18 protein-coding genes are annotated in these 24592 nt (G+C 58.8%); 5 read left to right on the forward strand and 13 right to left on the reverse strand.

From position 1 onward, the window contains the following. Positions 1-28: 28 nt before the first annotated feature. The 4 genes from ligA to ACG9DO_RS11345 all read right to left on the reverse strand — a co-directional run bounded on the left by ligA (position 29) and on the right by ACG9DO_RS11345 (position 6211). A complete protein-coding gene (gene ligA, locus ACG9DO_RS11330) occupies positions 29-2092 on the reverse strand; it encodes an NAD-dependent DNA ligase LigA (RefSeq protein ID WP_394727973.1) in 2064 nt (687 codons plus the stop codon). Then, a complete protein-coding gene (gene recN, locus ACG9DO_RS11335) occupies positions 2092-3756 on the reverse strand; it encodes a DNA repair protein RecN (protein ID WP_394727975.1) in 1665 nt (554 codons plus the stop codon). The genes ligA and recN overlap by 1 nt, the downstream gene beginning before the upstream one ends. Positions 3757-3847: 91 nt before the next feature. Next, on the reverse strand, positions 3848-5068 hold the full coding sequence (nhaA, locus tag ACG9DO_RS11340; protein WP_394727977.1) for a Na+/H+ antiporter NhaA: 1221 nt from the start codon (positions 5066-5068) through the stop codon (positions 3848-3850). A gap of 324 nt (positions 5069-5392) precedes the next feature. Beyond that, positions 5393-6211 (reverse strand): outer membrane protein assembly factor BamD, encoded by an 819-nt coding sequence (locus ACG9DO_RS11345; RefSeq protein WP_394727979.1) that lies wholly within the window; start codon positions 6209-6211, stop codon positions 5393-5395. Positions 6212-6404: 193 nt separating this feature from the next. On the opposite strand from ACG9DO_RS11345, the gene ACG9DO_RS11350 reads away from it, so the two are divergent. Further along, on the forward strand, positions 6405-6593 hold the full coding sequence (locus tag ACG9DO_RS11350) for a Flp family type IVb pilin (protein WP_394727981.1): 189 nt from the start codon (positions 6405-6407) through the stop codon (positions 6591-6593). A 29-nt stretch (positions 6594-6622) separates the two neighbouring features. Here the strand turns inward: ACG9DO_RS11350 and lepA are convergent, their stop codons facing one another. From lepA to ACG9DO_RS11365, 3 genes are all read right to left on the reverse strand, one after another. Further along, positions 6623-8440 carry a translation elongation factor 4 gene (gene lepA, locus ACG9DO_RS11355; protein ID WP_394727983.1) on the reverse strand — a complete coding sequence of 606 codons (1818 nt, stop codon included), beginning with the start codon at positions 8438-8440 and terminating at the stop codon, positions 6623-6625. Between the two features lie 80 nt (positions 8441-8520). After that, on the reverse strand, positions 8521-10755 hold the full coding sequence (locus ACG9DO_RS11360; RefSeq protein ID WP_394727985.1) for a putative bifunctional diguanylate cyclase/phosphodiesterase: 2235 nt from the start codon (positions 10753-10755) through the stop codon (positions 8521-8523). Positions 10756-10821: 66 nt separating this feature from the next. After that, a complete protein-coding gene (locus ACG9DO_RS11365) occupies positions 10822-13035 on the reverse strand; it encodes a putative bifunctional diguanylate cyclase/phosphodiesterase (protein WP_394727987.1) in 2214 nt (737 codons plus the stop codon). 210 nt (positions 13036-13245) lie between these two features. Here ACG9DO_RS11365 and ACG9DO_RS11370 point away from each other — a divergent pair, with 210 nt between their 5' ends. The 3 genes from ACG9DO_RS11370 to ACG9DO_RS11380 all read left to right on the forward strand — a co-directional run bounded on the left by ACG9DO_RS11370 (position 13246) and on the right by ACG9DO_RS11380 (position 17240). Further along, positions 13246-14940 (forward strand): PHA/PHB synthase family protein, encoded by a 1695-nt coding sequence (locus ACG9DO_RS11370; protein ID WP_394727989.1) that lies wholly within the window; start codon positions 13246-13248, stop codon positions 14938-14940. Positions 14941-15005: 65 nt separating this feature from the next. Further along, on the forward strand, positions 15006-15890 hold the full coding sequence (locus ACG9DO_RS11375; protein ID WP_394727991.1) for an alpha/beta fold hydrolase: 885 nt from the start codon (positions 15006-15008) through the stop codon (positions 15888-15890). Between the two features lie 33 nt (positions 15891-15923). Next, positions 15924-17240 (forward strand): FAD-dependent oxidoreductase, encoded by a 1317-nt coding sequence (locus tag ACG9DO_RS11380; RefSeq protein ID WP_394727993.1) that lies wholly within the window; start codon positions 15924-15926, stop codon positions 17238-17240. On the opposite strand, the gene ACG9DO_RS11385 is transcribed toward ACG9DO_RS11380, so the two are convergent. Continuing rightward, on the reverse strand, positions 17237-18151 hold the full coding sequence (locus tag ACG9DO_RS11385) for an alpha/beta fold hydrolase (protein ID WP_394727995.1): 915 nt from the start codon (positions 18149-18151) through the stop codon (positions 17237-17239). The two genes, ACG9DO_RS11380 and ACG9DO_RS11385, sit on opposite strands and share 4 nt — an antisense overlap. 69 nt (positions 18152-18220) lie before the next feature. On the opposite strand from ACG9DO_RS11385, the gene ACG9DO_RS11390 reads away from it, so the two are divergent. Next, positions 18221-19987 carry an amidohydrolase family protein gene (locus ACG9DO_RS11390; RefSeq protein ID WP_394727997.1) on the forward strand — a complete coding sequence of 589 codons (1767 nt, stop codon included), beginning with the start codon at positions 18221-18223 and terminating at the stop codon, positions 19985-19987. A gap of 7 nt (positions 19988-19994) precedes the next feature. On the opposite strand, the gene ACG9DO_RS11395 is transcribed toward ACG9DO_RS11390, so the two are convergent. The 5 genes from ACG9DO_RS11395 to fabD all read right to left on the reverse strand — a co-directional run bounded on the left by ACG9DO_RS11395 (position 19995) and on the right by fabD (position 24573). Beyond that, entirely contained in the window at positions 19995-21083 is a 1089-nt protein-coding gene (locus ACG9DO_RS11395) for a DUF2855 family protein (protein WP_394727999.1), read from the reverse strand. 72 nt (positions 21084-21155) lie between these two features. After that, positions 21156-21569 (reverse strand): hypothetical protein, encoded by a 414-nt coding sequence (locus ACG9DO_RS11400; protein ID WP_394728001.1) that lies wholly within the window; start codon positions 21567-21569, stop codon positions 21156-21158. A gap of 4 nt (positions 21570-21573) precedes the next feature. After that, positions 21574-22701, reverse strand: coding sequence for a DNA polymerase III subunit beta (gene dnaN / locus ACG9DO_RS11405; protein ID WP_394728003.1), 1128 nt, complete (start codon positions 22699-22701; stop codon positions 21574-21576). A 172-nt stretch (positions 22702-22873) separates the two neighbouring features. Next, positions 22874-23635, reverse strand: a complete 762-nt coding sequence (gene fabG, locus ACG9DO_RS11410; RefSeq protein ID WP_394728005.1) for a 3-oxoacyl-[acyl-carrier-protein] reductase — start codon at positions 23633-23635, stop codon at positions 22874-22876. Next, the gene (gene fabD / locus ACG9DO_RS11415; RefSeq protein ID WP_394728007.1) at positions 23635-24573 is read right to left on the reverse strand and encodes an ACP S-malonyltransferase; all 939 of its coding nucleotides are present in this window, start codon (positions 24571-24573) and stop codon (positions 23635-23637) included. The genes fabG and fabD overlap by 1 nt, the downstream gene beginning before the upstream one ends. Positions 24574-24592: the final 19 nt, after the last annotated feature.

Below are 24592 nucleotides of genomic sequence, written 5' to 3' on the forward strand. Positions count from 1 at the left end.
TTCATCCCCCTTCGAAATCTGCTGGGCCTTACCCTGCCGCCTTCACAATCTCCGCCCAGCCCGCTTCATCGGTCACTTCGATGCCGAGTTCCTGCGCTTTCTTAAGCTTTGAGCCTGCCCCGGGGCCAGCCACCAACAAGTCTGTCTTCGCGCTAACTGACCCTGCCGCTTTCGCACCGAGACGCTCGGCTTGCGCCTTGGCTTCATCACGGCTCATGGTCTCGAGTTTGCCAGTGAAGACCACTGTCTTGCCTGCGACCGGTGAGTCCAGCACTTCGATTTCATAACGCGGTGGGGTGACTTCGCTCAGCAGGTCCTCCCAAACCACAAGATTGTGCGGTTCATGGAAAAAATCACCGAGCGCGGTCACTACGGTTGGCCCGACGCCGTCGATTGAGGTGATGTCAGATGCTGCCTCCTCGTCGCCATTGCGAGCTTTTTCGGCCACTTGGCGAAGCACGCGGAGCTCATGAAAGTTCTTCATCAGGTCGCGCGCGGTAACCTCACCGACATGACGAATTCCGAGGCCAAACAGCAATCTGGCCGCATCGGGCTCGCGCTTGGCCTCGATTGAAGCCAACAGGTTTTCCACAGACTTGTCCTGCCATCCCTCTAGCGCCAGAATGGCTTCGCGGCGATCCTTCAGCCGGAAGATATCCGCTGGGCTTTCCAGCCACCCAAGTGCGAAGAACTGATCGATCGTCTTCTCGCCCAGCCCCTCGATATCCAGTGCCTTGCGGCTGACGAAATGCTTCAGTCTTTCAGTGCGTTGTGCAGGACAAATGAGGCCTCCCGTGCAGCGCACATCGACCTCTCCTTCCTCAGCCACCGCCTCGGAATCGCATTCCGGGCAACGTTCCGGGAATACAAAGGGATCACGCGGCTCGTCCCGAGTGAGGTTTTCCACAAGCTGTGGAATAACATCGCCCGCGCGCTGAACCACCACCCGGTCGCCCGGACGCACGCCCAGACGCGCAATTTCATCGCGATTGTGCAGGGTTACGTTGGTGACAGTCACCCCGCCCACCAGTACCGGGGCCAGTCTGCCTACAGGCGTCAGCTTGCCGGTGCGACCGACCTGGATATCGATGGCCTCAAGCGTGGTCTCTGCGCGCTCTGCAGGGAATTTATGCGCCAGCGCCCAGCGCGGGGCCTTTGCAACAAAGCCGAGCCGCTGTTGCCAGTCGAGCCGATTGACTTTGTAAACCACGCCGTCAATTTCGTATGGGAGATCAGGGCGCTGGCGACCGATCTCGGCATAATGGTCGAGCATCGCATCGACGCTGTTGGTGAGCGTCAGGAACGGCGAGACCGGGAAGCCCCAGCTTTCGATCATCCGCATAACTTCGTGCTGGGTTGTTGCGGGAACATCGGACGCTGCGCCCCAGCCATAGGCCCAGAACCGCAAGGGTCGCTGGGCGGTAACGCTCGCATCCTTTTGCCGGAGCGAACCTGCCGCCGCATTGCGCGGATTGGCGAACAGCTTGCCCCCCGCCTCGTGCTGTGCAGCGTTGAGCGCCGCAAAGTCCGCTTTGGACATATAGACTTCGCCGCGCACCTCGAAAACGTCCGGCACGCCATCCGGCAGTTCCTGTGGGATGTCCGCGATATGCGCGACATTGGCGGTCACGTCCTCGCCCACCTGCCCGTCTCCGCGCGTTGCCGCCCGCACGAGCTTTCCCTGCTCATAGCGCAGCGAGCAGGAAAGGCCGTCGATCTTGTCCTCGGCTGTTATCGCGACCGGCTCTGCTTCGTCCAGCGAAAGGAACCGGCGCACGCGGGCGACCCATTCCTCGACCTCTTCGGCGTTGAACGCATTGTCGAGGCTCATCATGCGGACCTCGTGCGTCACCTTACTCAAGGGTGAGGCAGCGACTGCGTGACCGACTTTCCTTGAAGGACTGTCATCGCGCACCAGATGCGGAAACAGCGCCTCAAGTTCGGCATTGCGGCGCACCAGCGCATCATATTCCGGGTCGGAGATCTCCGGCGAATCCTCGGCGTGATAAAGGCGGTCGTGATGCGCGATCTGCTTGGCAAGCCGCATCAGCTCGTTAGCGGCTTCGGCTTCTGAGAGGTCTGGCTCGGCCATCAAACCCCCTCTAGCAGGCGATCCGCTTGTGCGCGTGCTTCCGGCGTAACCTCGGCGCCTGAGAGCATCCGCGCGATCTCTTCCTGCCGTCCAGCTTCATCGAGCAGCGCCACGCTTGTCTTCGTGACCGTGCCCGAAGAGGACTTCGCGATGAGATAGTGCGTTCCGCCGCGCGCCGCGACCTGGGGTGAGTGCGTCACCGCCAGCAGTTGTCCTTCGCCCGCAAGCCTTGCAAGCCGCTCGCCAATCGCGGAGGCCACCGCCCCGCCTACCCCGCGATCAATCTCGTCGAAGATCACCGTCGCCGCCCCGCCCTGCTCTGCCAGTGCGACCTTTAGCGCGAGGATAAACCGCGAGAGCTCACCGCCGGACGCAATCTTGCCAAGCGGCGCGAAATCCGCCCCAGGGTTCGTGGCGATCAGGAATTCCACGCTGTCACTGCCGGAAGGGCCCCATTTCTCCTGCGGCAATGCTCCAACGGCTGTCAGAAACCGCGCTGCATCCAGCTTCAACGGCGCAAGCTCTGCGGCAACCGCCTTGTCGAGCGCCTTTGCCGCCTTGATCCGAGCTTTGGAAGCGGCCTCGGCTTTTACCCTGTAGCTCTCGCCGGCGGATTTCGCGGCAGCCTCCAGCGCATCCAGCTGCGCCTCCCCGCCCTCGATCGCATCGAGCGCAGCGCGCATTGCGCGCATTTTCTCAGGCAGCTCATCGACTTCGCAGCGGTGCTTGCGAGCGATCGCGCGGAGCTCAAACAGGCGCGTTTCCGCCGCATCGAGCGCCGCTGGATCATGCATCAGCGCCTCAGCCGCATCGCGCAGCTTGCTTTCGGCCTCTTCGGTCTCGACCAGGCTGCGATCGAGCGCTGCAAGAGCCTCGCCTAACAACGGATGTTCATTGGCGATCCGGTCGAGCCGCCGCGCCGCAACCCTGAGAGCAGCGAGCGGAGATTCAGAGCCTTCCCATAAAGCACGCAATTCCTCCAGATCGCCGGAAAGCTTCTCACCCTTCTGCATCGACGCGCGGGTCTCGGCGAGCCGCGCTTCTTCGCCCGCCTGCGGCTCAATCGAAGTGAGTTCGGAAAGGTGCGCGAGCAGCAGGTCCTGGTCTGCCTTCGCTTGCTCAACCTCAGCGCGCGCTGCTGCGAGGCGATCCTCTGCCTCCCGCCATGATATCCAAGCGCTCCGAAGGCCGTCCACGTCCGTGCCTGCATACCGATCCAGCAAAGCACGATGCCCGCGCGGATTGACCAGCCCGCGATCATCGTGCTGCCCGTGAAGCTCGACGAGCGATGGCGCGATTTCACGAAGCAAAGCGACCCCAACCGGCTGGTCATTGATCCAGGCTTTCGATCCGCCGTCGGCCTTGAGCTGCCGCCGGATCAGCAGAGGCTCGCCCGGCTCGACCTCAACCCCCGCATCATCCAGCACTGCCGCGATGGCGTCGGGCAGCGGCGAGAATTCAAAGCTCGCTGTGACCGACGCTGAGTCTTCCCCCGCGCGCACCAGGCCTGAATCGGCGCGGTCGCCGAGCACGAGGCCCAGCGCATCCAGGAGGATTGACTTGCCCGCACCCGTTTCCCCCGTCAGCACGCCAAGCCCTCGCCCGAAATCGAGGTCAAGCGCTTCGATCAGAACCACGTTACGAATGGACAAACGGCTGAGCATTTCTCCATCCTCTAGCGCAGCAAAAAGGGCGCGTCACCGCTGGCGACACGCCCTTTCTGTGAAAATGTCACCGAAACGGCGATTGCAGCCGTCAGGCAGGCGCGGCGACCCGAGTGTCGTCGCTGTCCTCTTCCTTGTCTTCGACCGTATCCGGCAATGCGGAACGCAGTAGGAAAAAGCCTGCAAACGCTGCGATGGTCGAACCGGAGAGGACCCCGAGCTTTACGGCATCAACCTGCTCAGGCGATGCGAAGGCGAGGTTGCCGATAAACAGACTCATGGTGAAGCCGATCGCCGCAAACAACGACAGGCCATGAATTTGCCGCCAGTTCACCCGGTCCGGCAGGCTTGCCATGCCGCTCTTTACCGCGATCCAAGCAAAGCCAAGGATGCCGACCTGCTTGCCGATCAGGAGACCCAGCGCGATGCCTAGCGGCAAGGGCGCGAGCAGGTCAGCGGGGTTGAGACCAAGCAGATACACACCAGCATTGGCAAAACCGAAAATCGGAATGACGAGAAATGCAACCCAGGGGTGCAGCGCGTGCTCCATATGCTCAAGCAGCCGTTCGCCCTTATGCGCCACGAGCGGGACGGTCAGCGCAGCCGCTACGCCAGCCAGCGTTGCGTGCACGCCAGACTTCAGCACGAAGGCCCACATCAGGATCGCCAGCAAGACATAAGGGATTGCCGAAGGCACCTTGAGGCGACCAACGATCAGCATCAAGACGAACACCGCCGCCCCCATGCCGAGGTATCCGGTATTGATTTCGCCGGAGTAGAACAGGGCGATGATCGTGATCGCTCCGATATCGTCGATTACGGCAATCGCGAGCAATAGCGCCTTCAGCGCGACCGGCACGCGTGGGCCCAGCAGCGCAAGGATACCGAGAGCAAAGGCGATATCGGTCGCCGCAGGAATTGCCCAGCCCGCCTGGTTAGCTGGCGTTCCGGAATTGATCGCGAGGAAGATCACGGCCGGGATCGCCATCCCGCCAATCGCTGCGACAAGCGGAAGCGACGCCTTGTTCCAGCTCGAAAGCTGGCCCTCCATCACCTCCCGCTTCACTTCGAGTCCGATGAGGAAGAAGAAAACCGCCATCAGGCCGTCATTGACCCACAGCAGCAAGGGCTTGTCGATGACGAAGCCACCAAAGCCGGCAATGATGGGGATGTCGAGCCACGCCTTGTAGCCATCATAGAGCGGCGTGTTCGCGATAACGAGCGCAGCCAGCGCTGCAAGAATCAGAACAATACCGCCTGCGCTTTCCTTCTGCATGAAATCGCGCAGCATGGGGGCAATGGCCTTGACCATAAAGAAACCTTCCCTTTGCCAGACTTGTGCGGATCGGCAGATGTTATCCAGCCGCTCCGACAAATCTGATAGTTTTCACCGATCGGAACAGGATTGCGCGAAACTCTTGTTGGAAGGCCCCAGTCGTTCGACTGCGTCCCCACTGCGCATCGTCATTCCGATGCGGTCCGACATCACAGGTCATGCGCAATTGATGCGCTTTACCTGCCAGAGGGGCCCGGCCCGCGGTGTCTTAACGCGCAAATCGTAGAAAGGGTCCGGCGCATCGGGTGAAAATGGCGATGTATCGACAGAGACAGCAGATCTCAGCGCACGCTGGCAGGTCTAGCTCGCGGTGATACCCGCTGCGTGATCTTCGATCAGCTCGTAAGCTTTCTCATACCATTCTGTGCCGGGATAGTTGGCACCCAGAACAGCCGCGTATTTCACCGCTTCCTGAGGGACACCCAGAGCGAGGCTCGATTCTGTCAGGCGATAAAGCGCTTCCGGCGCATGACTGGTCGTCTGATAGTCATTGACCACGTTCTGAAAACGCAGCTGTGCCGCAAGCCAGCGACCTGATTGTGCGTAGAACCGTCCGATCTCCATTTCCTTGCCAGCCAGGTGATCGTTGACAAGGTCAAGCTTGAGCCGGGCATCGGCGGCGTATTCACTTTGCGGGAAACGGCGGTTGACTTCGGTCAAAGCCGTGCGAGCCTGTTCCGTTATCTTCTGATCGCGCTGAACATCGCTGATCTGCTCGTAATAAGACAGCGCAATTAAGTAGTAGGCGTAAGGAGCATCTCGGTTCCCTGGATGGATCGAAAGGAACCGCTGCGCACTCTGAATCGCCTTATTGTAGTCCTGCGCGACGTAATAGCTGAAGGCGCTCATCAGCTGCGCGCGCCGCGCCCAGGGCGAATACGGGTGCTGACGCTCGACTTCGTCAAACAAGGCGGCGGCGAGCTTGGTATTTCCGCGGTCAAGCCGTGATTTGGCCTCGGTGTAGAGAGATTCCACGTCTCGCGCGACATAGGCCACGTCTTCATCATTGCCCCCGCGGCCAGAGCAACCTGCAGTGAGTAATGTCGCGGCGGCCAGCGCGGCGCCAAGCACCATGCGAGATGTGCGCGATTGCGCGGTGTGCGGGAAAATCGTCGTCATGCGAAGAGCCTATAACCAGCGCCTGCGTGAACGCCAAGTGAAGTTGATCGGCATGTCCTGCAAAACGCGCAAATTATCGTGAGTAACTCGAATTAAACCAATCTTTGCGCACGGGCTGTTAACCCTTCCAGCGGATAAAAAAAGAATTACCGACGTCTTTGGGTCATTCGGCATCACATCAAGGAAGATCACCATGTCGATCAGCAAAACACCATTTCAGAAGCTGTTTGCCGATGAAAGCGGTGCAACTGCAATCGAATACGGACTGATTACAGCCCTGATCGCCATTGCTGCGATTGTTGCCCTTCAGTCAGTTGGAGACGAACTCTCCACCACGATGAGCACCGTTGGCACGACGCTGGGCGAGAACAACACGGTCTGAAACCCCCGGCAATTGGGGTGGAAGCAAGCCTATTCCTCGCCCATTCTGAGTGCCGCGATAAAGGCTTCCTGCGGGATCGAAACATTCCCGTATTCGCGCATCTTCGCCTTGCCTTTCTTCTGCTTTTCCAGAAGCTTCTTCTTGCGGGTGATGTCCCCGCCATAACACTTTGCCGTTACGTCCTTGCGCAGCGCGGCAATGGTTTCACGCGCGATGATCTTGCCGCCAATTGCAGCCTGGATCGGGATTTTGAACAGGTGGCGCGGGATGAGGTCCTTCAGCCGCTCGCACATGCCGCGTCCGCGTTCCTCGGCCACACCGCGATGCACTATCAGGCTTAGCGCATCGACCGGTTCGTTGTTGACGAGGATGTTCATCTTGACGAGGTCGCCTTCACGCAGACCGATCTGCTCGTAGTCGAAGCTCGCATAGCCGCGAGAGATGCTCTTGAGGCGGTCGTAAAAGTCGAACACCACTTCGTTGAGCGGCAATTCGTAAGTGACCTGCGCACGCCCACCGACATAGGTCAGGTCGGTCTGGATCCCGCGGCGATCCTGGCACAGCTTGAGAATCGCACCAAGGTAGTCATCAGGCGTATAGATCACAGCCTTGATCCACGGCTCCTCGATCATCTCGATCCGGTTTACGTCCGGCCAGTCCGCCGGATTGTGGAGCATGATCTCCTTCGCGTCCTCAGTCTTGGTGTGGGCAAGCTGCAAGCGATAAACCACAGAAGGCGCAGTCGTGATGAGGTCGAGATCATATTCTCGGCTCAAACGCTCCTGGATGATCTCGAGATGCAACAGGCCAAGGAAGCCGCACCGAAAGCCAAAGCCGAGGGCGGCACTGGTTTCCATCTCGTAGGAGAAGCTCGCATCGTTGAGACGCAGCTTGCCGATGCTTTCGCGCAATTTCTCGAAATCTGCCGCATCGACCGGAAAGAGCCCGCAGAACACCACCGGCTGCACTTCCTTGTAGCCCTTGAGTGGCTCGAGCGCGCCGTTCTTGACCGTGGTTATGGTATCACCGACACGGGCTTGTTCAACTTCCTTGATCTGAGCGGTGATGAAGCCGATTTCACCTGGCCCAAGCTCGGTCAGATCGGTCCGCTTGGGCGTGAAGCAGCCAACGCGGTCGATGAGGTGCTGCGTCCCGCCCTGCATGAACTTGATGTTCAGCCCCTTGGTGAGTACGCCTTCGATCACGCGCACAAGGATGACGACACCGAGATAAGGATCGTACCAGCTGTCGACGAGGCTGGCCTTCAGCGGCTTGTCGCGCTCCCCCTTCGGCGGCGGAATCTTGGCCACAACAGCCTCAAGCACGTCCTCGATGCCGATACCCGATTTGGCACTTGTCATGACCGCTTCAGACGCATCCAGGCCGATGACCTCTTCGATTTCTTCCCGCACGCGCTCTGGCTCAGCTGCGGGAAGGTCAATCTTGTTTATTACCGGCACGATCTCGTGATCATGCTCGATTGACTGATAGACATTGGCCAGCGTCTGAGCTTCGACACCCTGTGCGGCATCAACCACCAGCAGCGCGCCTTCACAGGCAGCAAGGCTGCGGCTGACTTCATAAGCGAAGTCAACATGCCCCGGCGTATCCATCAGGTTGAGCTGATAGGTCTCACCGTCGCGCGCGGTGTAGTTCAGTCGCACGGTCTGCGCCTTGATCGTGATGCCGCGCTCGCGCTCGATATCCATATTATCGAGCACCTGTTCACTCATTTCACGCTCGGTCAGCCCTCCAGTGAACTGGATCAGGCGGTCAGCCAGCGTCGATTTGCCATGATCAATATGCGCAATGATCGAGAAGTTACGGATTCGGGAAAGGTCAGTCATTTGGCGGCGCAATTAGCCGGAGCAGAGCGCCGTGTCAGCAAGCAATCGCATTTGCCCGCTTTTCCTTTGCAACTGCGCGATCAGCCGATCTCGCCCGTGTAGCCCCTGGCATAGCTGAATTGCGGGATGGTTCCCTCTGTCAGCATGCCGCCTTCCATGCTCTTGTAGTTACCGGGAGACAGTGCCGATAGGGGCGCTCCGGCTGCTGCAAGGGCGTAGGGCGATACGCGGTGGCGGGTGCAAAGCCCTCCTGCACCATCGTCGATCAGCGGAGTTTCGAACTCGAGCCCCTGTGTATCGCCTGAGGAGCGGATGACGGTTGCAACGGCAAGCTGGCCGCCGCCAAGATCGAGCACGAACTGGGTATCGACCGGGACATCGGCCAAGCCCTGGATCAGAGCTCCACTGCGCGAGAGATTGCGCAACGTCACATCATAAGAGTGATCGTCATGGATCAACTGGATCTTGCGCAGGACAGTACGACGACGCGCGCGCTGCGTGCGCGAACTGCTTGGCTCGATGGTCCATTCCTCACGCGCAAGCTCGGCATTCACGTCATCAATCGCCAGAGGATCGGTGTAGATATAGCCTTGGAGCGAATCGACGCCGCTTTCGCGCAGGGCGAACAGGACATCCATGTTCTCAATGCCGCTCGCCACGGTGCGCATGCCAAGGGCCTTGGAAAGCGCGACAATCGCCTTGATCAGCGCCAGTTCGCGGCTGTCCTTGCCGAAGTGGTCGCGATAGAAGTTCTCGCCGATCTTGATCGTATTGAAAGGCGCGCGCTGGAGATAGCCGAGCGAGGAATAGCCGGTGCCGAATTCATCAAGCGTAAGGCGAACGCCGAGCTTGAACAACTGTGCCAGTGTCTTGTCCACGCTCTCGGTCTCGGCGAGGAAAACGGTTTCCTTGACTTCAAGTTCAAGCCGCGAAGGCTCGATATCGGCTTCGTTCAGCGCCTTTGAGACAGATTCAACGAAGCCTTCCGAATTGAACAGCTTTGCCGGCACATTCACGCAAACACGCAGGTCCTCAGGCCATTGCGCAGCTTGCTGGCAGGCGGTGCGTATTGCCCATTCGCCGACGTCCACGACCAAGCTTGAATTCTCGACTATCGACTGGAACTCTTCTTCATCGATTTCGCCGCGCTGTGGATGATTCCAGCACACCAGCGCTTCCAGCGCAGTGACTTCCTGATTTTGTGCTGACAGGACCGGAAGATAACGCAGGAAGAGCTGCTTTTCGCGAACCGCCTCTTGCAGATTGCCTTCGAGCCGACGCCGGAAAATGGCCTCGTTCTGCAAGTCTCCTGAATAAAAGCGATACTGACCGCGGCCGCCATTCTTCGCCGCATAAAGCGCAAGGTCAGCCGAATGGACGATCTCGTCACGGGTCACACCATCATGCGGTGCGATCGCGATCCCCACCGAGGCGCCGATAACGCAGCGCCCTTCTTCGAGCGAATAAGGCTGCGAAAGCATCTTGATGATCCGGGCTGCGATTTCGCCGAGTTCACCGCGGTCATCCTTGTCCTGGAACATGACCTGGAATTCATCACCCCCAAGACGGCCGATTTCGCATTCATCACCGACAGCACTGCGCAAACGGGCGGCAACCTGCTTGAGCAGTTCATCGCCTGCGGCATGGCCAAGGGTGTCGTTGACCTGCTTGAACCGGTCGAGGTCCAGCATCATGATCGCACAGTTGCGTTTGGCCGCCTTGAATGCAGTCAACGTGCTTTCAATGATATGCGCCATGCGATGGCGGTTGGACAGACCCGTAAGGGAGTCATATTTCGCCAGGCGCTGCGTTTCTTCCTCGCGGTGGTAGTCCTCCGTGATGTCTGCACCAGTGCCGCGAAAGCCCTGGAACGAACCGGTACGCGAGAAATAGGGCCGGCCCGACAACCGGATTACGACATTCTGGTTGCCGCGCTGAGTGCTGACTTCGAAACCAGAGAATGCCTTGCGTGCACCGATCTTCAGAGCGAGCGACTTGGTCCGCCCATCACCGCCACGCGCCTGAAAGACCGATGCGAGAGGCTCGCCGATTAACGTGTCCAGCGGCAATTCAACGCGCTCGCTGATCGCCTGGCTGAGGTAGGTAAGATTTCCATCCGTGTCGCAAGCCCAGAACCAGCCGAGGCCTGAGCTCTCGAGCTCCTCAAGCATCGCGAGTTTCTCGGTGTCAGACAGCGCAGATGCACTGCTGCGGCCACGCCCCCCAGCACCGAATGATCCCGACAAAAGAGCCTTGAGCGGCACCTGAGCTGAACTCCTGACTTGCCATGCCCCGAGAAACGGAGCGACTTGCATGTGCGTGAGTAAAGCGGGTTGGTTATTTTTCCGCTAATTTTCGGCCTAATAAGGGCCTTTGTTACCCTAGGCGACCTTGGCCTGAAACCCGGCCACAGGTATTTCGCGGAATTGCGGCAGGGAGTCAGGTTTTGCGCCCTTGTCCAGCAGTGCCGCATAGGCGTCCGCCGGAAGCGCGGCCAGTGGCTTGCCTGCCGCTTCGATCTGATAGGGCGATACTCTGTGCCGGGTGCAAAGCCCTTCATAACCGTCGCTAATCAGCGGCGTCTCGAATTCCAGCCCCTGAGAATAGCCCTCGGTCCTCTTAACCACGGCAACAGCGAGCTGCCCGTCACCGAGATCCAGGACGACTTCGGTATCAAGCGGTACGTCCATAAGACCTTCAATCATCGCGCCGCTCTTGGAAAGATTGCGCAGGACCACGTTGTAGCGATAATTTCCGTGGATCAGGCCAATGCGCCTGAATTCGCGACGGCGACCCGCGCGGTAGCGTTCCGGGCCTCTCGGCTCGTAAAGAAGGTCACCGCTCGCGAGCTTTTCCATGACCTGCTCATGCTTTATCGCAAACGAGAAGATCGCGCCTTGCATGTGCGTTGCCTGGCGCTTCGTGACGAGGGCGAGTTCGTCCTTGGTTTCAACGCCTTCTGCAACCGTTTCCATGCCAAGTGCATCGGCGAGACTGACAATGGAGCTGATGATCGCGGCATTGTTGTTGCCCGGCTCACACGATCCACGCACGAAGCTCTGATCGATCTTGATCTTGTCGAACGGCGCCTTGCGCAGATAGCTCAAGGAGCTGTATCCTGTTCCGAAGTCATCGAGCGCCAACCTCACTCCCAGCGCCTTGAGTTCCTTGAACATTCGCTGGGTGCGCTCGTCATCTCCCATGAAGATGCTCTCCGTAATCTCCAGCTCGACGCGATGGGGAGCAATGCCGCTCTTCTTCAATGCCCGTTTGACGGTAAGAGAGAAGTCGTCATTGGCAAATTGCACGGCAGAGACGTTGATCGCAACGCGCAGTTCCACCGGCCAGGACTGTGCTTCGCAGCAAGCGGTTTCAAGAGCCCAGTTCCCGATCTTCTTGATCAAGCCGCAGTCTTCCGCGATCGGAATGAATTCCGCCGGCGAAACGGGACCGCGCTCTGGATGCTCCCAGCGCATCAGCGCCTCAAAGCATGCAACCTTGTGGGTCCTGGCATCGACGATAGGCTGATAGGCCATCGAAAGCTCGTCACGATGCAGCGCATCGCGCAAATCTTCCTCCATGTTTCGGCGATGCTTCGCGCCATCCTTGAGCGCACTGGAATAGAATCGAAATTGGCCGCGTCCGCTGGCTTTCGCGGAATAAAGAGCGAGGTCAGCTGCCTTGACCAGTTCTTCCGTGTTGACCCCGTCATACGGCGCCACCGCGATCCCCACCGAGGTTCCGATAATGGCGCGTGCACCGTTGATCGAATAAGGCTGGGAAACCATCTGGATCACGCGGCTGGCAAGATCACCAAGAATACCCCGGTCATCAATATCCGGTAGCATGACCTGAAATTCATCGCCACCAAGCCTGCCGATCTCACCCCGCTTGCCAATAATCTGGCCGAGCCTTCCGGCCACTTGCTTCAGGAGCTCGTCCCCTGCCGGGTGGCCCAGAGTATCATTGACTTGCTTGAACCGGTCGAGGTCGAGCATCATCAAAGCGCATGATCTCTTGGCATTGCGATACGCCGCGAGGGTCGAGCCGAGACGTTTGGACATCCGGTGGCGATTGGCGAGGCCTGTTAACGAGTCATACTGTGACAAGCGTTCGGAATTGCGCTGATTTTCTCGGGTTGCAGTGATATCCTTGGCACTGCCGCGATAGCCGTTGAACTCACCTTTTTTGTCAAACTGGGGTTTGCCGGCAATTTCCCACCAGATTTCCGCCCCCTCCACTGCAAGACGGACATCCAGCTGGGTGATCGAATTTCTGGCGCTCAACAGAAACTTGAGCGGTCGTTCCGACTGCGATACACCGTCCTCATCTTGCTCAGGAAGGAAAAGGTCAGTCAAGGCTCGACCGATAAGGTCATCCTTGTTCCAACCAAGCTTGGCGATCGCGTTTTCAGACAGGTAGATAATCCGTCCAAACGCGTCGGTCGCCCAGAACCAGCCCAGCCCGGCTTGCTCGAAGCTGTCGAGCAATTCCACCCGGCGCGCCAGATCGGTCTCCTTGATCGGACACAATGGGGCCTGTTTGGCCTCCTGACGCCAACTGGCGCCCGTTATCTTCCCGATGATCCCCGACATGGGTTCTTATAGACCCTGTAATTATAAAAAATGCTGCATCGTGTTAGCTCGCAAGAGTTGCGAATTGTATAATGCGCGCGAGTGTTGCTACCGATAGTCATAGGCCTCTCAGTGTGAGGAAGCTCTGAAGTCTCAGCTCTTGCAAAGAGGTCCTGTCAGCGCCATTGCCGAACAATATATTATGCTAACAAGAGCCTGATTGAGGAATGCATGTCTGAAAAGGTCACTTTGGAGAACGAAGCCGCGCAATCAACCAACGCGCTTGGCCCGCTGATCGGGATCGCTCGCGAAGACTTTGTCGGCGCTGTTGCCCTTCTGCTTCGCGAAACGGCATCAGATCCCTCACGGATCATTCGCCACGCTCAGGCTATGGGTGAGGACATGGTCAAGATATTAACCGGCAAGTCCGATCTGGCGCCCGATCCGAAGGACAAGCGCTTCATGGACCCCGCCTGGCAATACAATCCCTTTTTCCGGGCAGGCGCGCAGTACTACCTCGCGGTCCAGAAGGGCATGCGCAACTGGCTTGAGGAGCTTGAGCTCGATGAGCTTGAACGCAACCGTGCCAATTTCATCGCGAACATCATCATAGACGGTCTTGCTCCCACCAACACACTCATCGGCAACCCCGTCGCGCAAAAGCAGCTCATCAATTCAGGCGGCCTTTCGCTGATCGCCGGTTTGAAAAATGCCTACAACGACCTGGTCAACAACAAGGGCATGGTGAGCCAGGTCGATAAGCGCCCATTCAAGCTGGGGGAGAATATCGCGACTTCGAAGGGTGCTGTCGTCTATCGCACACAGATGTTCGAGCTGATCCATTACGCTCCGACCACGGAAGAGGTCTATGAAATCCCTCAGCTCACAATCCCGCCGCAGATCAACAAGATGTATATCAACGACTTGTCGCCCGATAAGTCCGTTGTGAAATATCAGCTGGATAACGGCATCCAGACCTTTGTGATTTCCTGGCGCAACCCGTCCAAGGAGCAAGGCATCTGGGCTATGGCCGACTACATCAAGGCCTGTGAAGAGGCGATGGAGGCGGTTTCGCACATCACCGGATCGGACAAGGTCAACGTGTCGGCCGGGTGTTCGGGCGGACAAACTGCTTCGGTGCTCGCATCCAAGCTGGCCGCACAGAAGAACGATATCCTTGGCACTCTGACTTTGATGGTCTGCGTCCTTCACCCCAAACCGACCGATGTCGAAGCTGGCTCGCTGGTTTCAGAAAACGGGATGGCGCTTGCCCGCCAGCGCGCTGAGAAAGCCGGTATCATCAAGGCCGACGACCTTGCGCGCGGCTTTGCCTGGCTGCGCCCGAATGATCTTATCTGGAATTACGTGATCAACAATTACCTGCTGGGCATGGACCCGCCTGCATTTGACGTCTTGTTCTGGAATGCCGATGCAACCAACCTCTCGGCCAGCCTCATGGGCGATTTCCTGACCCTGTTCGAGACCCTTGCATTCACCAAGCAGGGCGAAGTCGAGATGGCCGATCACAAGATTGACCTCAGCAAGGTCAAGTCGGACATGTTCATTCTGGGCGGCGTAACCGACCATATCACCCCTTGGAAAGCGACGTACCGCTCGACACAGCTGTTCGGCTCCAAAGACATCACTTACGTGCTGAGCCAGTCGGGCCACATGCAGGCGATCCTCAATCCACCGGGCAATCCAAAGGCAAAATACTACGTTCAGAAAAAGAAAGGCAAACTGCCTGAAACGGCTGACGAGTGGTTGCAAGGCACCGAAGAAGTCAAAGGCAGCTGGTGGCCCTTCTGGATGGAGTGGATGCAGAAACGCTCGGGCAAGAAGAAAGCGGCACCGAAATCAGTCGGGGATGATGTTTACCCACCGCTGGACCCGGCCCCCGGTCTCTACGTAGTGGAAGAAGTGTAACGGGCGGGGATAACAACCCCCTCACAAAACAAGGCCTTAAACGGTCGCAGGACAGGACAACGCGGTTGAGTGATAGGCGTGAAGAGGTGCTCGACGAGGCCCTCGATGAAGCGATGCGTGATGCGAACATCACGATGGAAACCGTCGGCGGGCGCACGCTGCGCGTCGCCACATGGCGGCTCGATAAGCCCAGCGAGCATCTGCCGGTACTGTTCTTCAACGGGATTGGGGCAAACATCGAAGCCGTCGCACCTTTGGCGGAGGCTCTTCCGGACAGGGCCTTCATCATGTTCGACATGCCGGGTATCGGTGGCTCGCCACAGCCGGTCGTGCCTTACAACACCGTGACCATGGCCTGGACCACGACACAGCTGCTGGACAAGCTGGGGGTCGATCAGGTTGACGTGATGGGTGTGAGTTGGGGCGGCGCCATGGCGCAACACTTCGCACTACAACACCCAGGCCGCACGCGCAGGCTTATCCTTGCCGCGACGACGGCGGGCATGCTGATGATGCCGGGTAATCCCGCTTCTCTCAGCAAAATGGCCGATCCTCGCCGCTACATTGATGCGGCCTTCATGGAAGAGCACTTCCAGACGCTCTATGGCGGGGCTCTCGGCAAGAGCCTGAACAAGTTGGAGCACATCCAGCGCCTGAAGCCCCCTTCCCCGCGCGGATATTTCTACCAATTGATGGCAATGCTCGGCTGGACAAGTGCGCCGGCCCTGCCTTTCATGCGCAAGAAGACCCTCATAATGATGGGCGATGAAGATCACATCGTTCCGCTGACCAACGGATGGTTCCTCGACAAGCTTATCCCGAACAGCGAGCTTCTGGTGCTGCGCGGCGGCGGACATCTGTTCCTGCTAAGCCACAGCGACGAGTGCGTGGAAGCGATCCACCGTTTCCTTGATGCGCCCGATGACGGGGCGGAAGACAAGGCAGCCTGACGCGGGCTTAGAAAATCTGGAGAAAGCGGAGACATGCGGCACATTGCAATCATTGGCTCCGGTCCAGCAGGATATTACACCGCAGAGGCCGCGCAGAAGCAGTGGGGCGAAGATGTTTGCGTTGATGTCTTCGACATCCTGCCTGTTCCTTACGGCCTTATCCGCTTTGGCGTTGCGCCAGATCACCAATCTATCAAGGGTGTCTCACGCCGTTACGAGAAGACCGCGCTTAACGAAAATGTCCGCTTTGTCGGCAATGTCGCGGTCGGACGCGATATTACCGTCCCGGAATTGCAGTCGCTTTACGATGCAGTGATCTTCGCAACCGGGGCGCCCAACGACAGGGAACTGGGCTTAGAAGGTGAGAACCTCGCCAATATCTTCGGCAGCGCAGCCTTTGTCGGATGGTATAACGGTCACCCCAAGTTTGCAGACCTCGATCCGGACCTGAGTGCCCGGGAAGCGGTAGTCATCGGTATGGGCAATGTTGCTCTTGATGTTGCCCGCATCCTGTCAAAGACAGAAGCCGAATTCGAAGGCGCAGACATTGTCACTCATGCGCTTGAAAGCCTGCGTGAGTCCCGGATCGAGAAAATCACTATCCTCGGGCGGCGCGGTCCGCATCAAATCATGATGACCCCCAAGGAACTGGGAGAGCTGGCCGCGCTCGAACGCGCTTCCCCGCGTGTCGACATTCAGGATCTGCCCGACCAAGAAGAGGATGCTCTGCTTGAACCGGGTCTGCGCAAGTCCGTAGCGCACCTGCGCAGCTTTGCCGCGATCCCGGAAGACATCCATGCCGAGAAGCCGATCGAAATCGAGTTCGACATGTTCGCTAGTCCGGTCCGCTTCGTCGGCGATGGGAAGGTCCAGGCTGTTGAAGTCGAACGCACCAAGGTGGAATCCGGGCGAGCGGTCGGGACCGGCGAATTCTACCAGGTGCCGGCCGGATTGGTGGTGAGCTGTATCGGATACAGGAGTTCGCCCATCCCCGATGTCCCCTTTGACGAGCGCGCCGGGCGCTTCGCCAATGATGCCGGCCGTATCCTCCCGGGGATGTACTGCGTTGGCTGGGCGCGCCGAGGACCGTCAGGCACGATCGGGACCAATCGTCCCGATGGCTATGACGTTGTCGAAAAGATCGTTGAAGACTTGGAAAGCGGCGTCCTGGGTCGCAAGGGCAAGAGCGGCCGCGCAGGCTTCGATGCTCTGGCCGAAGAACGCAAGTTGGATGTCGTTACCTTCCGGGACTGGAAGAAGATTGAGGAGGCCGAAGAGCAGGCCGCGCGCGAAGGCGCTCCGCGCGAAAAATTCGTCGATATCGAAGCGATGATCCGCGCGAGCCGCTAGACTGCCGGCAGCCACGCTTTCAGCTCGGCATTCACCTCGTCCGGAATATCCTGCTGCACCCAGTGGGATGCCTTGGGGAAGCGCTTCACCGTCAGGTCCGCGACATAGTCCTCTGTCCCGTTAAGGCAGTCGATATGGATCGCGATGTCCTTCTCGCCCCACAGGACCAGGGTCGGGACGTCGACCTTGCCGTCTCCCGTTTGCCTTCCGTCAGGTGTCTGGAATAGCGCACGATAATAATTCAGCATCGCTGTGATTGCGCCCGGCCTAGCAGCCGCAGCCCGATAGGGTTCTGCTTCTTCCCTGGTGAAGCGCGCCTTGTTGACCGAACTCTCGCGGAACAGGTGCCCGATGATTGCCGCATCATTCTTGCCCAGCCGCATTTCAGGCAGTTTCGGGATCTGGAAGAAAAACATGTACCAGCTCTTCTTCAGCTGTTTCCATGTCTTGAGTTCTCGTTTGCCGCAATGCGGGTGCGGGACGTTCATGATCACAAGCCGGGTGAGCGGTCGCACTCTTCGGATCGCAAAATGCCATGCGATGATCGCACCCCAATCATGCGCCAGCAAGGTGACTTCCTTGGCCCTGCTCGCATCGATCAGCGCCGCAACATCGGCGGTGAGATTGTCGAGCCGATACGCCTTCGTGGCTTCCGGTCGCGACGTCCCGCCATAGCCGCGCAAGTTCGGCGCCCAGACCTTGTAGCCCAGCTCGGCCAAAACTGGCATCTGGTGCCGCCAACTGTAATGCAGCTCGGGAAAGCCGTGGAGGCATAGCGCGAGATGCTCGCTGTCCTGGGGACCGGTCTTGGCGACTTCGAATGTCAGCCCATTGGCTTCGACCCAGTCTATCGTGATCCCGCTATCGGCAGGAGGGCTCCAGCTTGCAGCACCGCTTGGCTTCATTGTCATGGCCCTGACGTAGCACCACTTTTGCGAATATGCTAAGCCGGTTTCAATTCGAGACCGGGAGAGACCGCAATGCCACAATTCGACCTGATCATTCGGGGCGGGACCATCGTTGATGGTACCGGCGCAGAGCGCTTCACCGGCGATGTTGCGATCAAGGACGGTCTCATTGCGCAAGTCGGCACGATAACAGGCGATGCCAGTGAAGAAATCGATGCGCGCGGCAAGATCGTAACGCCCGGCTTTGTCGATATTCATACCCATTATGATGGACAGGCCACATGGGACCAGGAGATGGCTCCCTCGAGCTGGCATGGGGTCACGACGGTCGTGATGGGCAATTGCGGGGTTGGCTTTGCTCCCGCCATGCCCGACAGGCATGAATGGCTGATCAGTCTGATGGAAGGCGTCGAGGATATTCCCGGCACCGCTCTGGCAGAAGGGATCACTTGGGACTGGGAAACCTTCCCTGAATATCTCGACGCGCTGGAGAAACTCCCCCGAACTGTCGATATCGGTACACACGTGCCCCACGGCGCAGTCCGCGCCTATGTGCTGGGCGAACGCGAGCAGCCCGGGGCTGTCCCGACCGCGGACGACATCGAGCAAATGGGCGCGATCGTCGAGGAAGGCATTGCGGCAGGGGCCCTCGGCTTCTCGACATCGCGAACCGTGCTGCACAAGTCGGTCGACGGCGAACTGGTACCCGGTACAACAGCGACGAAAGAAGAACTGCTCGCGATCGGTCGCGCGCTTGGTCGCGGCAAGCAGGCAGGCGGGCATGCCGTATTCGAAATGGCAAGCGACTTGAAGCGCGATTGGAATGAATTTGATTGGATGGGCCAATTGAGCCGTGAGAACGGCGTGCCTGTCACTTTCGCGGCGCTTCAGTCTATTGCCAAGGAATTGCCGCTCGACGAGCAGATTGCCACCATGCGTGCAGAAAACGATAACGGTGCGAATATCGTGGCGCAGATCGCCTTGCGCGGAAACGGGATCATCATGGCCTGGCAGGGAACCGTGCATCCCTTCCGTTTCCGACCGAGCTGGCAAGCAATCGCGGAACTGCCTTGGGAAGAGCAGAAGGCCAAGCTGCTTGACCCGGCCTTCAAGTCACAACTGCTTTCGGAACCCAACGACTTCAGCGAAGCACCACAGGACATTCTGCCCATCGTCGCGGTCATCAGCATGGGCTGGGCCATGCAATACGAGATGGACCCCGACTTCGACTACGAGCCGACCGAAAGCGAAAGCGTCCAGGCTCGCGCTCTGGCGACCGGTGTAGACCCGCAGGATTATGCCTATGACATGCTGTGCCGTGAGGATGCGAGCGGGTTTATCTATCTCCCGATCCTCAATTACGCAGACAGGAATCTCGACTTCCTGCACCCGCTCCAGAACGCCGATGACACGGTCAATTCGCTCTCCGATGGCGGAGCGCATTGCGGCACGATCTGCGATGCGGCGAGCCCGACTTTCATGCTCCAGCACTGGGTGCGTGACCGCAAGCGAGGGGACCGCATTTCACTGGAGTCTGCGATCAAGCGCCAATGCCACGACACAGCTCGCCTATACGGGCTGGAGGATCGCGGGATCATCGCGCCGGGCTACCTCGCCGATCTCAATGTGATCGATATGGATGCCCTTAAGCTCGGCAAGCCCTGGCTCGCGTTTGATTTACCTGCAGGCGGCAAGCGGCTGCTGCAAAAGGCCGATGGTTATGTCGCGACGATAAAGAACGGGGTCATCACATTCCGCGATGGGAAATGGACGGGGGCAACCCCCGGTGGTTTGATCCGAGGCCCGCAACGCGCTGCGCTTGCCGAAGCAGCAGAATGAGCGCCAACTAGGGCTCTATCACAATGCCTTTCGCTGGATCGACAGTGCCCCCCACCATCTCAAGATAGGTTTGGCGCGCGGCTTCCAGGCCAGAATGGCGTTCGATGGCAACTGATCCCGCAACACTTTGCAGGAAGCCGTGCCATGCTTCAGCCATAAGCCCGCCTGCCTTCTGCGGGCCATGTTCCTTGTAAAACGCGATGATATGATCGGGCGCGAAGAACAGTGTCGGTTTCGGGCCAGGAAGTCCGCGGTCATCGCGCAGCCCCTTCCCTCCGCGCTCCTCGATATGCGTCACACCGACGAGGCAAGAATATTTGAGCTGATCTCCAAGATGCTCGTGGAGTGACTTGAGCAAGCCAGCATTGCCGGCAAAATCCACTGAAACGCTCGGTACGTGTGCAAGCGTGGTCACCTCCTCATAGGGCAGCACTTCATCATACAGACCCGACGCACGGACGAATTCGACATTGCCCGCAGAAGTCAGGCCGATCCGTTTTGTCTGCGGGGAATTGCGCATCGCCACGCTCGCCAGCCCCATCGCGGTCTTTGAAGAGGCGCTGGTGAGAATAACAGCCCCTGCGCCGAACCATTCGTTTGACCGCATGAAATACTCGATGAGAAAGCCCGTCTTGAAAAGCGGACCGAAGATCATTCGCTCGTTTTCCCGTGCTGGGTCATGCTCTGGATCGGCGTTGAGCCGTGCATATTGATTGTAGATCGGCGGTAGCGGCTGACGATGCTCGCTGATGTCGACAAACCCGCTCGCGGATACCTTGCCCGGTACAACGTCGAGATGTGAAGCCATAGGCAGGTAGCCGTATACACGCTCCCCGACCGCGATCTCCGGGCAGCGGCTCTCAATGACCCTGGCATGCCCCCACATGGGCACTATGCCGAAACCTTCCGGAGCCGGGAAGAAATTCCAATAGCCGACTTGCGCGCCCACAACCGCGTAAGTTATGTTGTTCGAGGTGACTGAGAAGCTTTCGACTTCGAGCCGGACCGCGACCTCCGCAAGCGGACCCTGCTCTATCTCGACGAGCTCGGCAGAATTGAGATCATCTCGGCGAACGTGGACTTGCGTGGCGGTCATGATGCGCTCCTCTTGACTGGAGCTGGACGCTACTCGTGAAAGTTACCGTTATGCAACCGGAAGTCCAAACAACTAGTCCGAAAGGGCGTCTTCAGCTTCGGGAGCAAGCTCGACTTCGCCTTCTTCCCCAGCAGCGACAAATGCCTGACCTGCGACCTGCAGTCGTTCTCCCATGCGCTCCAGTTCGGGCCCACATTTGCCTTCAAGTCCTGCAAGATCTTCCAGCGACATAGTCTCGAACCGCGCCATGAGATCGGCTTGAAGATCGGTCCCGCCGCGCCCCTCATAACGACCAATGAAATAAGTAAGCCCCGCAGCCAGCCCCATTGCGGCCTCAGGATCATCCTCCGTGTTCACACTATCGATAGTGATCGCCACGAATATTGCGCAATCCAGGTCCGGAGAAGCGTTGCCAGGTTCAGCCTGAGCAACGCCCGACGACGCCATAAGAGCCGCCGCCGCTGCCGGGATCGCGTATTTCTTCATCGGACTAAACTCGCATTGGCATCAGGACATACAGCGCGGGGCTCTTTTCGTCCTGACGGATGAGTGTGGGTGCGCCCGCATCGGCAAGATGCAGTTCCACCGTGTCACTGTCGATCTGGCTCAGAATGTCCTTGAGATAATTCGCGTTGAAGCCGATCTCAAAGGCTTCTGAGCCGTAATCAGCAGCAAGTTCTTCGGCCGCGGTGCCATTGTCGGGTGATGTTACCGAAAGCGTGACCTTGTCGGTTTCGAGGCCCATCTTGACCGCACGGGTCTTCTCCGTCGCGATAGTCGCAACCCGGTCAACGCCTTGGAAGAAGCTCTTGGGATCGAGTTTCAACAGCTTGTCATTACCCGTCGGAATGACGCGGGTGTAGTCGGGAAATGTACCGTCGATCAGCTTGCTGGTGAGGACAACTCCACCTTCACCGCCGAGCGTGAAACGAATCTTGCTCGCGGAAAGATCAACCTGGACGTTTCCATCAAGGGCTTCCTCAAGCAGCTTGCGAAGTTCGCCGACCGCTTTGCGCGGTACAATCACATCAGGCATTCCTTCGGCACCTTCGGGCTGCGCGATGGTAAACCGAGCAAGCCGGTGACCATCGGTGGCAGCGGCCTTGAGGACCGGCGTGTCTTCATCAGCCACATGGAAGAAGATGCCATTGAGGTAATAGCGCGTTTCTTCCGTCGAAATTGCGAACCGTGTGCGATCGATCAATTCGGCCAGCGTCTTTGCAGGCAGTTCGAAACTTGTCGGCAAGTCACCTTCAACGATCACGGGGAAATCATCGCGCGGAAGCGTCGGCAGCTTGAAGCGGCTGCGTCCGGCCTTGATTTCCATCCGGTTATCGGAAGAGTCCAGGCTTACCTGACTTCCTTCCGGAAGCTTGCGCGCAATGTCGAACAGCAAGTGCGCCGAAACCGTAATCGCCCCGGGCGTCTCGACAGCAGCAGCCGGCATACTTTCGACCACTTGCAGGTCGAGGTCGGTCGCCATGACCTTCACTGTTCCGCCCTCGGCTGCTTCGATCAGCACGTTGGAGAGGATTGGAATGGTGTTGCGCCGCTCCACCACGGACTGAACATGGGACAGACAACGCAGCAGCGTCGCGCGTTCGATTGTGGCCTTCATGGGTCCTTTTCAATCCCTTTTTGTAAGCGCTGAGTGCCGGAATCGCCCTCTCGCGCCGGAAAAATTGCCGTCAGACCTTAGCGTACCGCGCCCCAGCGGCAAGTTTGCGCCCGTACCTGACCAGATTCCTTGGGGAAAACTGGATTATTTTTGCAGGAAGTGGCGGCCAGGATCAGCCCAGCATCGCCATGCCGCCATTGATGTGCAGCGTTTCCCCGGTGATATAGCCGGCTTCCTTGCTGGCAAGAAATGCAGCGGCAGCCCCGATATCTTCGCCCTCGCCCATCCGGCCCATCGGAATGCGCGCATTGAGCGCCTCCTTTTGCGCATCAGGCAACTGTTCGGTCATCGCGGTGCGGATGAAGCCAGGTGCGATGCAATTGGCTGTGATTCCGCGGCTGGCGACTTCCTGTGCGAAGCTCTTGGTCATGCCGACAAGGCCCGCTTTTGCGGCAGCGTAATTCATCTGCCCTGGATTGCCGGTCGCGCCAACGACGCTGGTGATAGTGATGATGCGTCCGAAGCGGTTCTTCATCATCGGCCGAGCGCTCGCGCGAATGAGACGGAATGCCGCTTCAAGGTTGATGCGGATCACATCGTCCCATTCCTCGTCCTTCATCCGCATGGCGAGGTTGTCACGCGTGATACCGGCGTTGTTGATCAGGATGTCGATGCCGCCCAGCGTATCGAGCGTTGCCGGAATGAGTTCCTCCACCTGCGTTGTGTTGGAAAGATCGCAAGTGATCTCGACGTGTTCGCCGTGATCGTGCTTGAACTCGCTGTTGAGTTCATCACGGAACGCGCGAAGCTTGGCCGCATTCGAACCGGAAATGGCAAGTCGCGCGCCCTGCCGGGCGAGGGCACGAGAGATCGATGATCCAATCCCACCACTTGCGCCGGTGACCAGCGCATTCATTCCGTCAAGTGAGAACATCAGCCGATCTCCTTCGCAAAGTTCTCGATATCTTCCATCGTGATAAGGCTGGAAGTTGAAGCCTCCGGGGCAATCCTTCCAATCATCGGACCAAGCACCTTGCCGCCCAGTTCGACGAAGTGCCCCACCCCGGCCTCGTGCATGGCGAGCACACTTTCGCGCCAGCGCACTCGGCCTGTGATCTGCTCGACCAGCAAGTGCTTTTCTTCAGCTGGATCAGAGAGTTTCGCGGCGGTCACATTCGCGTAGACGGGGATGACCAGCTGGCCCGCTTGCGCGCCATCCAGCGCTTCAGCCATCCGCTCAGCAGCTGGCTTCATCAAGCTACAATGGAAGGGCGCCGAAACCGGCAGCGCAATACCGCGCTTGATCCCATGCTCTTTCGCAAGGCCAATCGCGCGGTCAATCGCGCCTTTATGCCCGCTGATCACGACCTGCGTAGGGTCATTGTCATTGGCGACTTCGCAAACCTCGCCGTCAGCAGCAGCCGCCGCGAGCGCTTCAGCCTTTGCGATATCCGCGCCAAGCAGGGCCGCCATCGCGCCTTCGCCCACCGGAACTGCCGCCTGCATCGCCTGGCCGCGCAACCTGAGCAGCTTTGCCGTTTGCGAAAGCGAGAACATGCCGGAGGCGCAAATCGCCGAATATTCGCCCAGCGAGTGACCCGCAACACACCCGCCAACTTGGGCGAGCGCAATGCCGAAATCCCTTTCAAGAACCCGCAAGGTGGCGATCGAATTGGCCATAATCGCCGGCTGCGCGTTTTCCGTCAGGGTAAGCTGATCCTCCGGCCCCTGTCGCATGATCGCGAACAGGTCCTGGGCAAGCGCATCGTTGACTTCCTCAAACACTTCGCGTGCAGCGGAACTAGCCTCAGCCAGTTCGACGCCCATGCCAACCTTCTGGCTGCCCTGGCCCGGAAAAACGGATGCTCGCATTGACTCAGCTCTCCTGACT

Origin of the sequence: Altererythrobacter sp. GH1-8 (genome assembly GCF_043702085.1) — a bacterium.
Lineage (GTDB): Bacteria > Pseudomonadota > Alphaproteobacteria > Sphingomonadales > Sphingomonadaceae > Erythrobacter.

Bases quoted from the DNA above. Each gene is read 5' to 3' on its own strand.
- ligA (WP_394727973.1), bottom strand. From the start codon at position 2,092: ATGGCCGAGCCAGACCTCTCAGAAGCCGAAGCCGCTAACGAGCTGATG.
- recN (WP_394727975.1), bottom strand. From the start codon at position 3,756: ATGCTCAGCCGTTTGTCCATTCGTAACGTGGTTCTGATCGAAGCGCTT.
- nhaA (WP_394727977.1), bottom strand. From the start codon at position 5,068: ATGGTCAAGGCCATTGCCCCCATGCTGCGCGATTTCATGCAGAAGGAA.
- ACG9DO_RS11345 (WP_394727979.1), bottom strand. From the start codon at position 6,211: ATGACGACGATTTTCCCGCACACCGCGCAATCGCGCACATCTCGCATG.
- ACG9DO_RS11350 (WP_394727981.1), top strand. From the start codon at position 6,405: ATGTCGATCAGCAAAACACCATTTCAGAAGCTGTTTGCCGATGAAAGC.
- lepA (WP_394727983.1), bottom strand. From the start codon at position 8,440: ATGACTGACCTTTCCCGAATCCGTAACTTCTCGATCATTGCGCATATT.
- ACG9DO_RS11360 (WP_394727985.1), bottom strand. From the start codon at position 10,755: ATGCAAGTCGCTCCGTTTCTCGGGGCATGGCAAGTCAGGAGTTCAGCT.
- ACG9DO_RS11365 (WP_394727987.1), bottom strand. From the start codon at position 13,035: ATGTCGGGGATCATCGGGAAGATAACGGGCGCCAGTTGGCGTCAGGAG.
- ACG9DO_RS11370 (WP_394727989.1), top strand. From the start codon at position 13,246: ATGTCTGAAAAGGTCACTTTGGAGAACGAAGCCGCGCAATCAACCAAC.
- ACG9DO_RS11380 (WP_394727993.1), top strand. From the start codon at position 15,924: ATGCGGCACATTGCAATCATTGGCTCCGGTCCAGCAGGATATTACACC.
- ACG9DO_RS11385 (WP_394727995.1), bottom strand. From the start codon at position 18,151: ATGACAATGAAGCCAAGCGGTGCTGCAAGCTGGAGCCCTCCTGCCGAT.
- ACG9DO_RS11390 (WP_394727997.1), top strand. From the start codon at position 18,221: ATGCCACAATTCGACCTGATCATTCGGGGCGGGACCATCGTTGATGGT.
- ACG9DO_RS11395 (WP_394727999.1), bottom strand. From the start codon at position 21,083: ATGACCGCCACGCAAGTCCACGTTCGCCGAGATGATCTCAATTCTGCC.
- ACG9DO_RS11400 (WP_394728001.1), bottom strand. From the start codon at position 21,569: ATGAAGAAATACGCGATCCCGGCAGCGGCGGCGGCTCTTATGGCGTCG.
- dnaN (WP_394728003.1), bottom strand. From the start codon at position 22,701: ATGAAGGCCACAATCGAACGCGCGACGCTGCTGCGTTGTCTGTCCCAT.
- fabG (WP_394728005.1), bottom strand. From the start codon at position 23,635: ATGTTCTCACTTGACGGAATGAATGCGCTGGTCACCGGCGCAAGTGGT.
- fabD (WP_394728007.1), bottom strand. From the start codon at position 24,573: ATGCGAGCATCCGTTTTTCCGGGCCAGGGCAGCCAGAAGGTTGGCATG.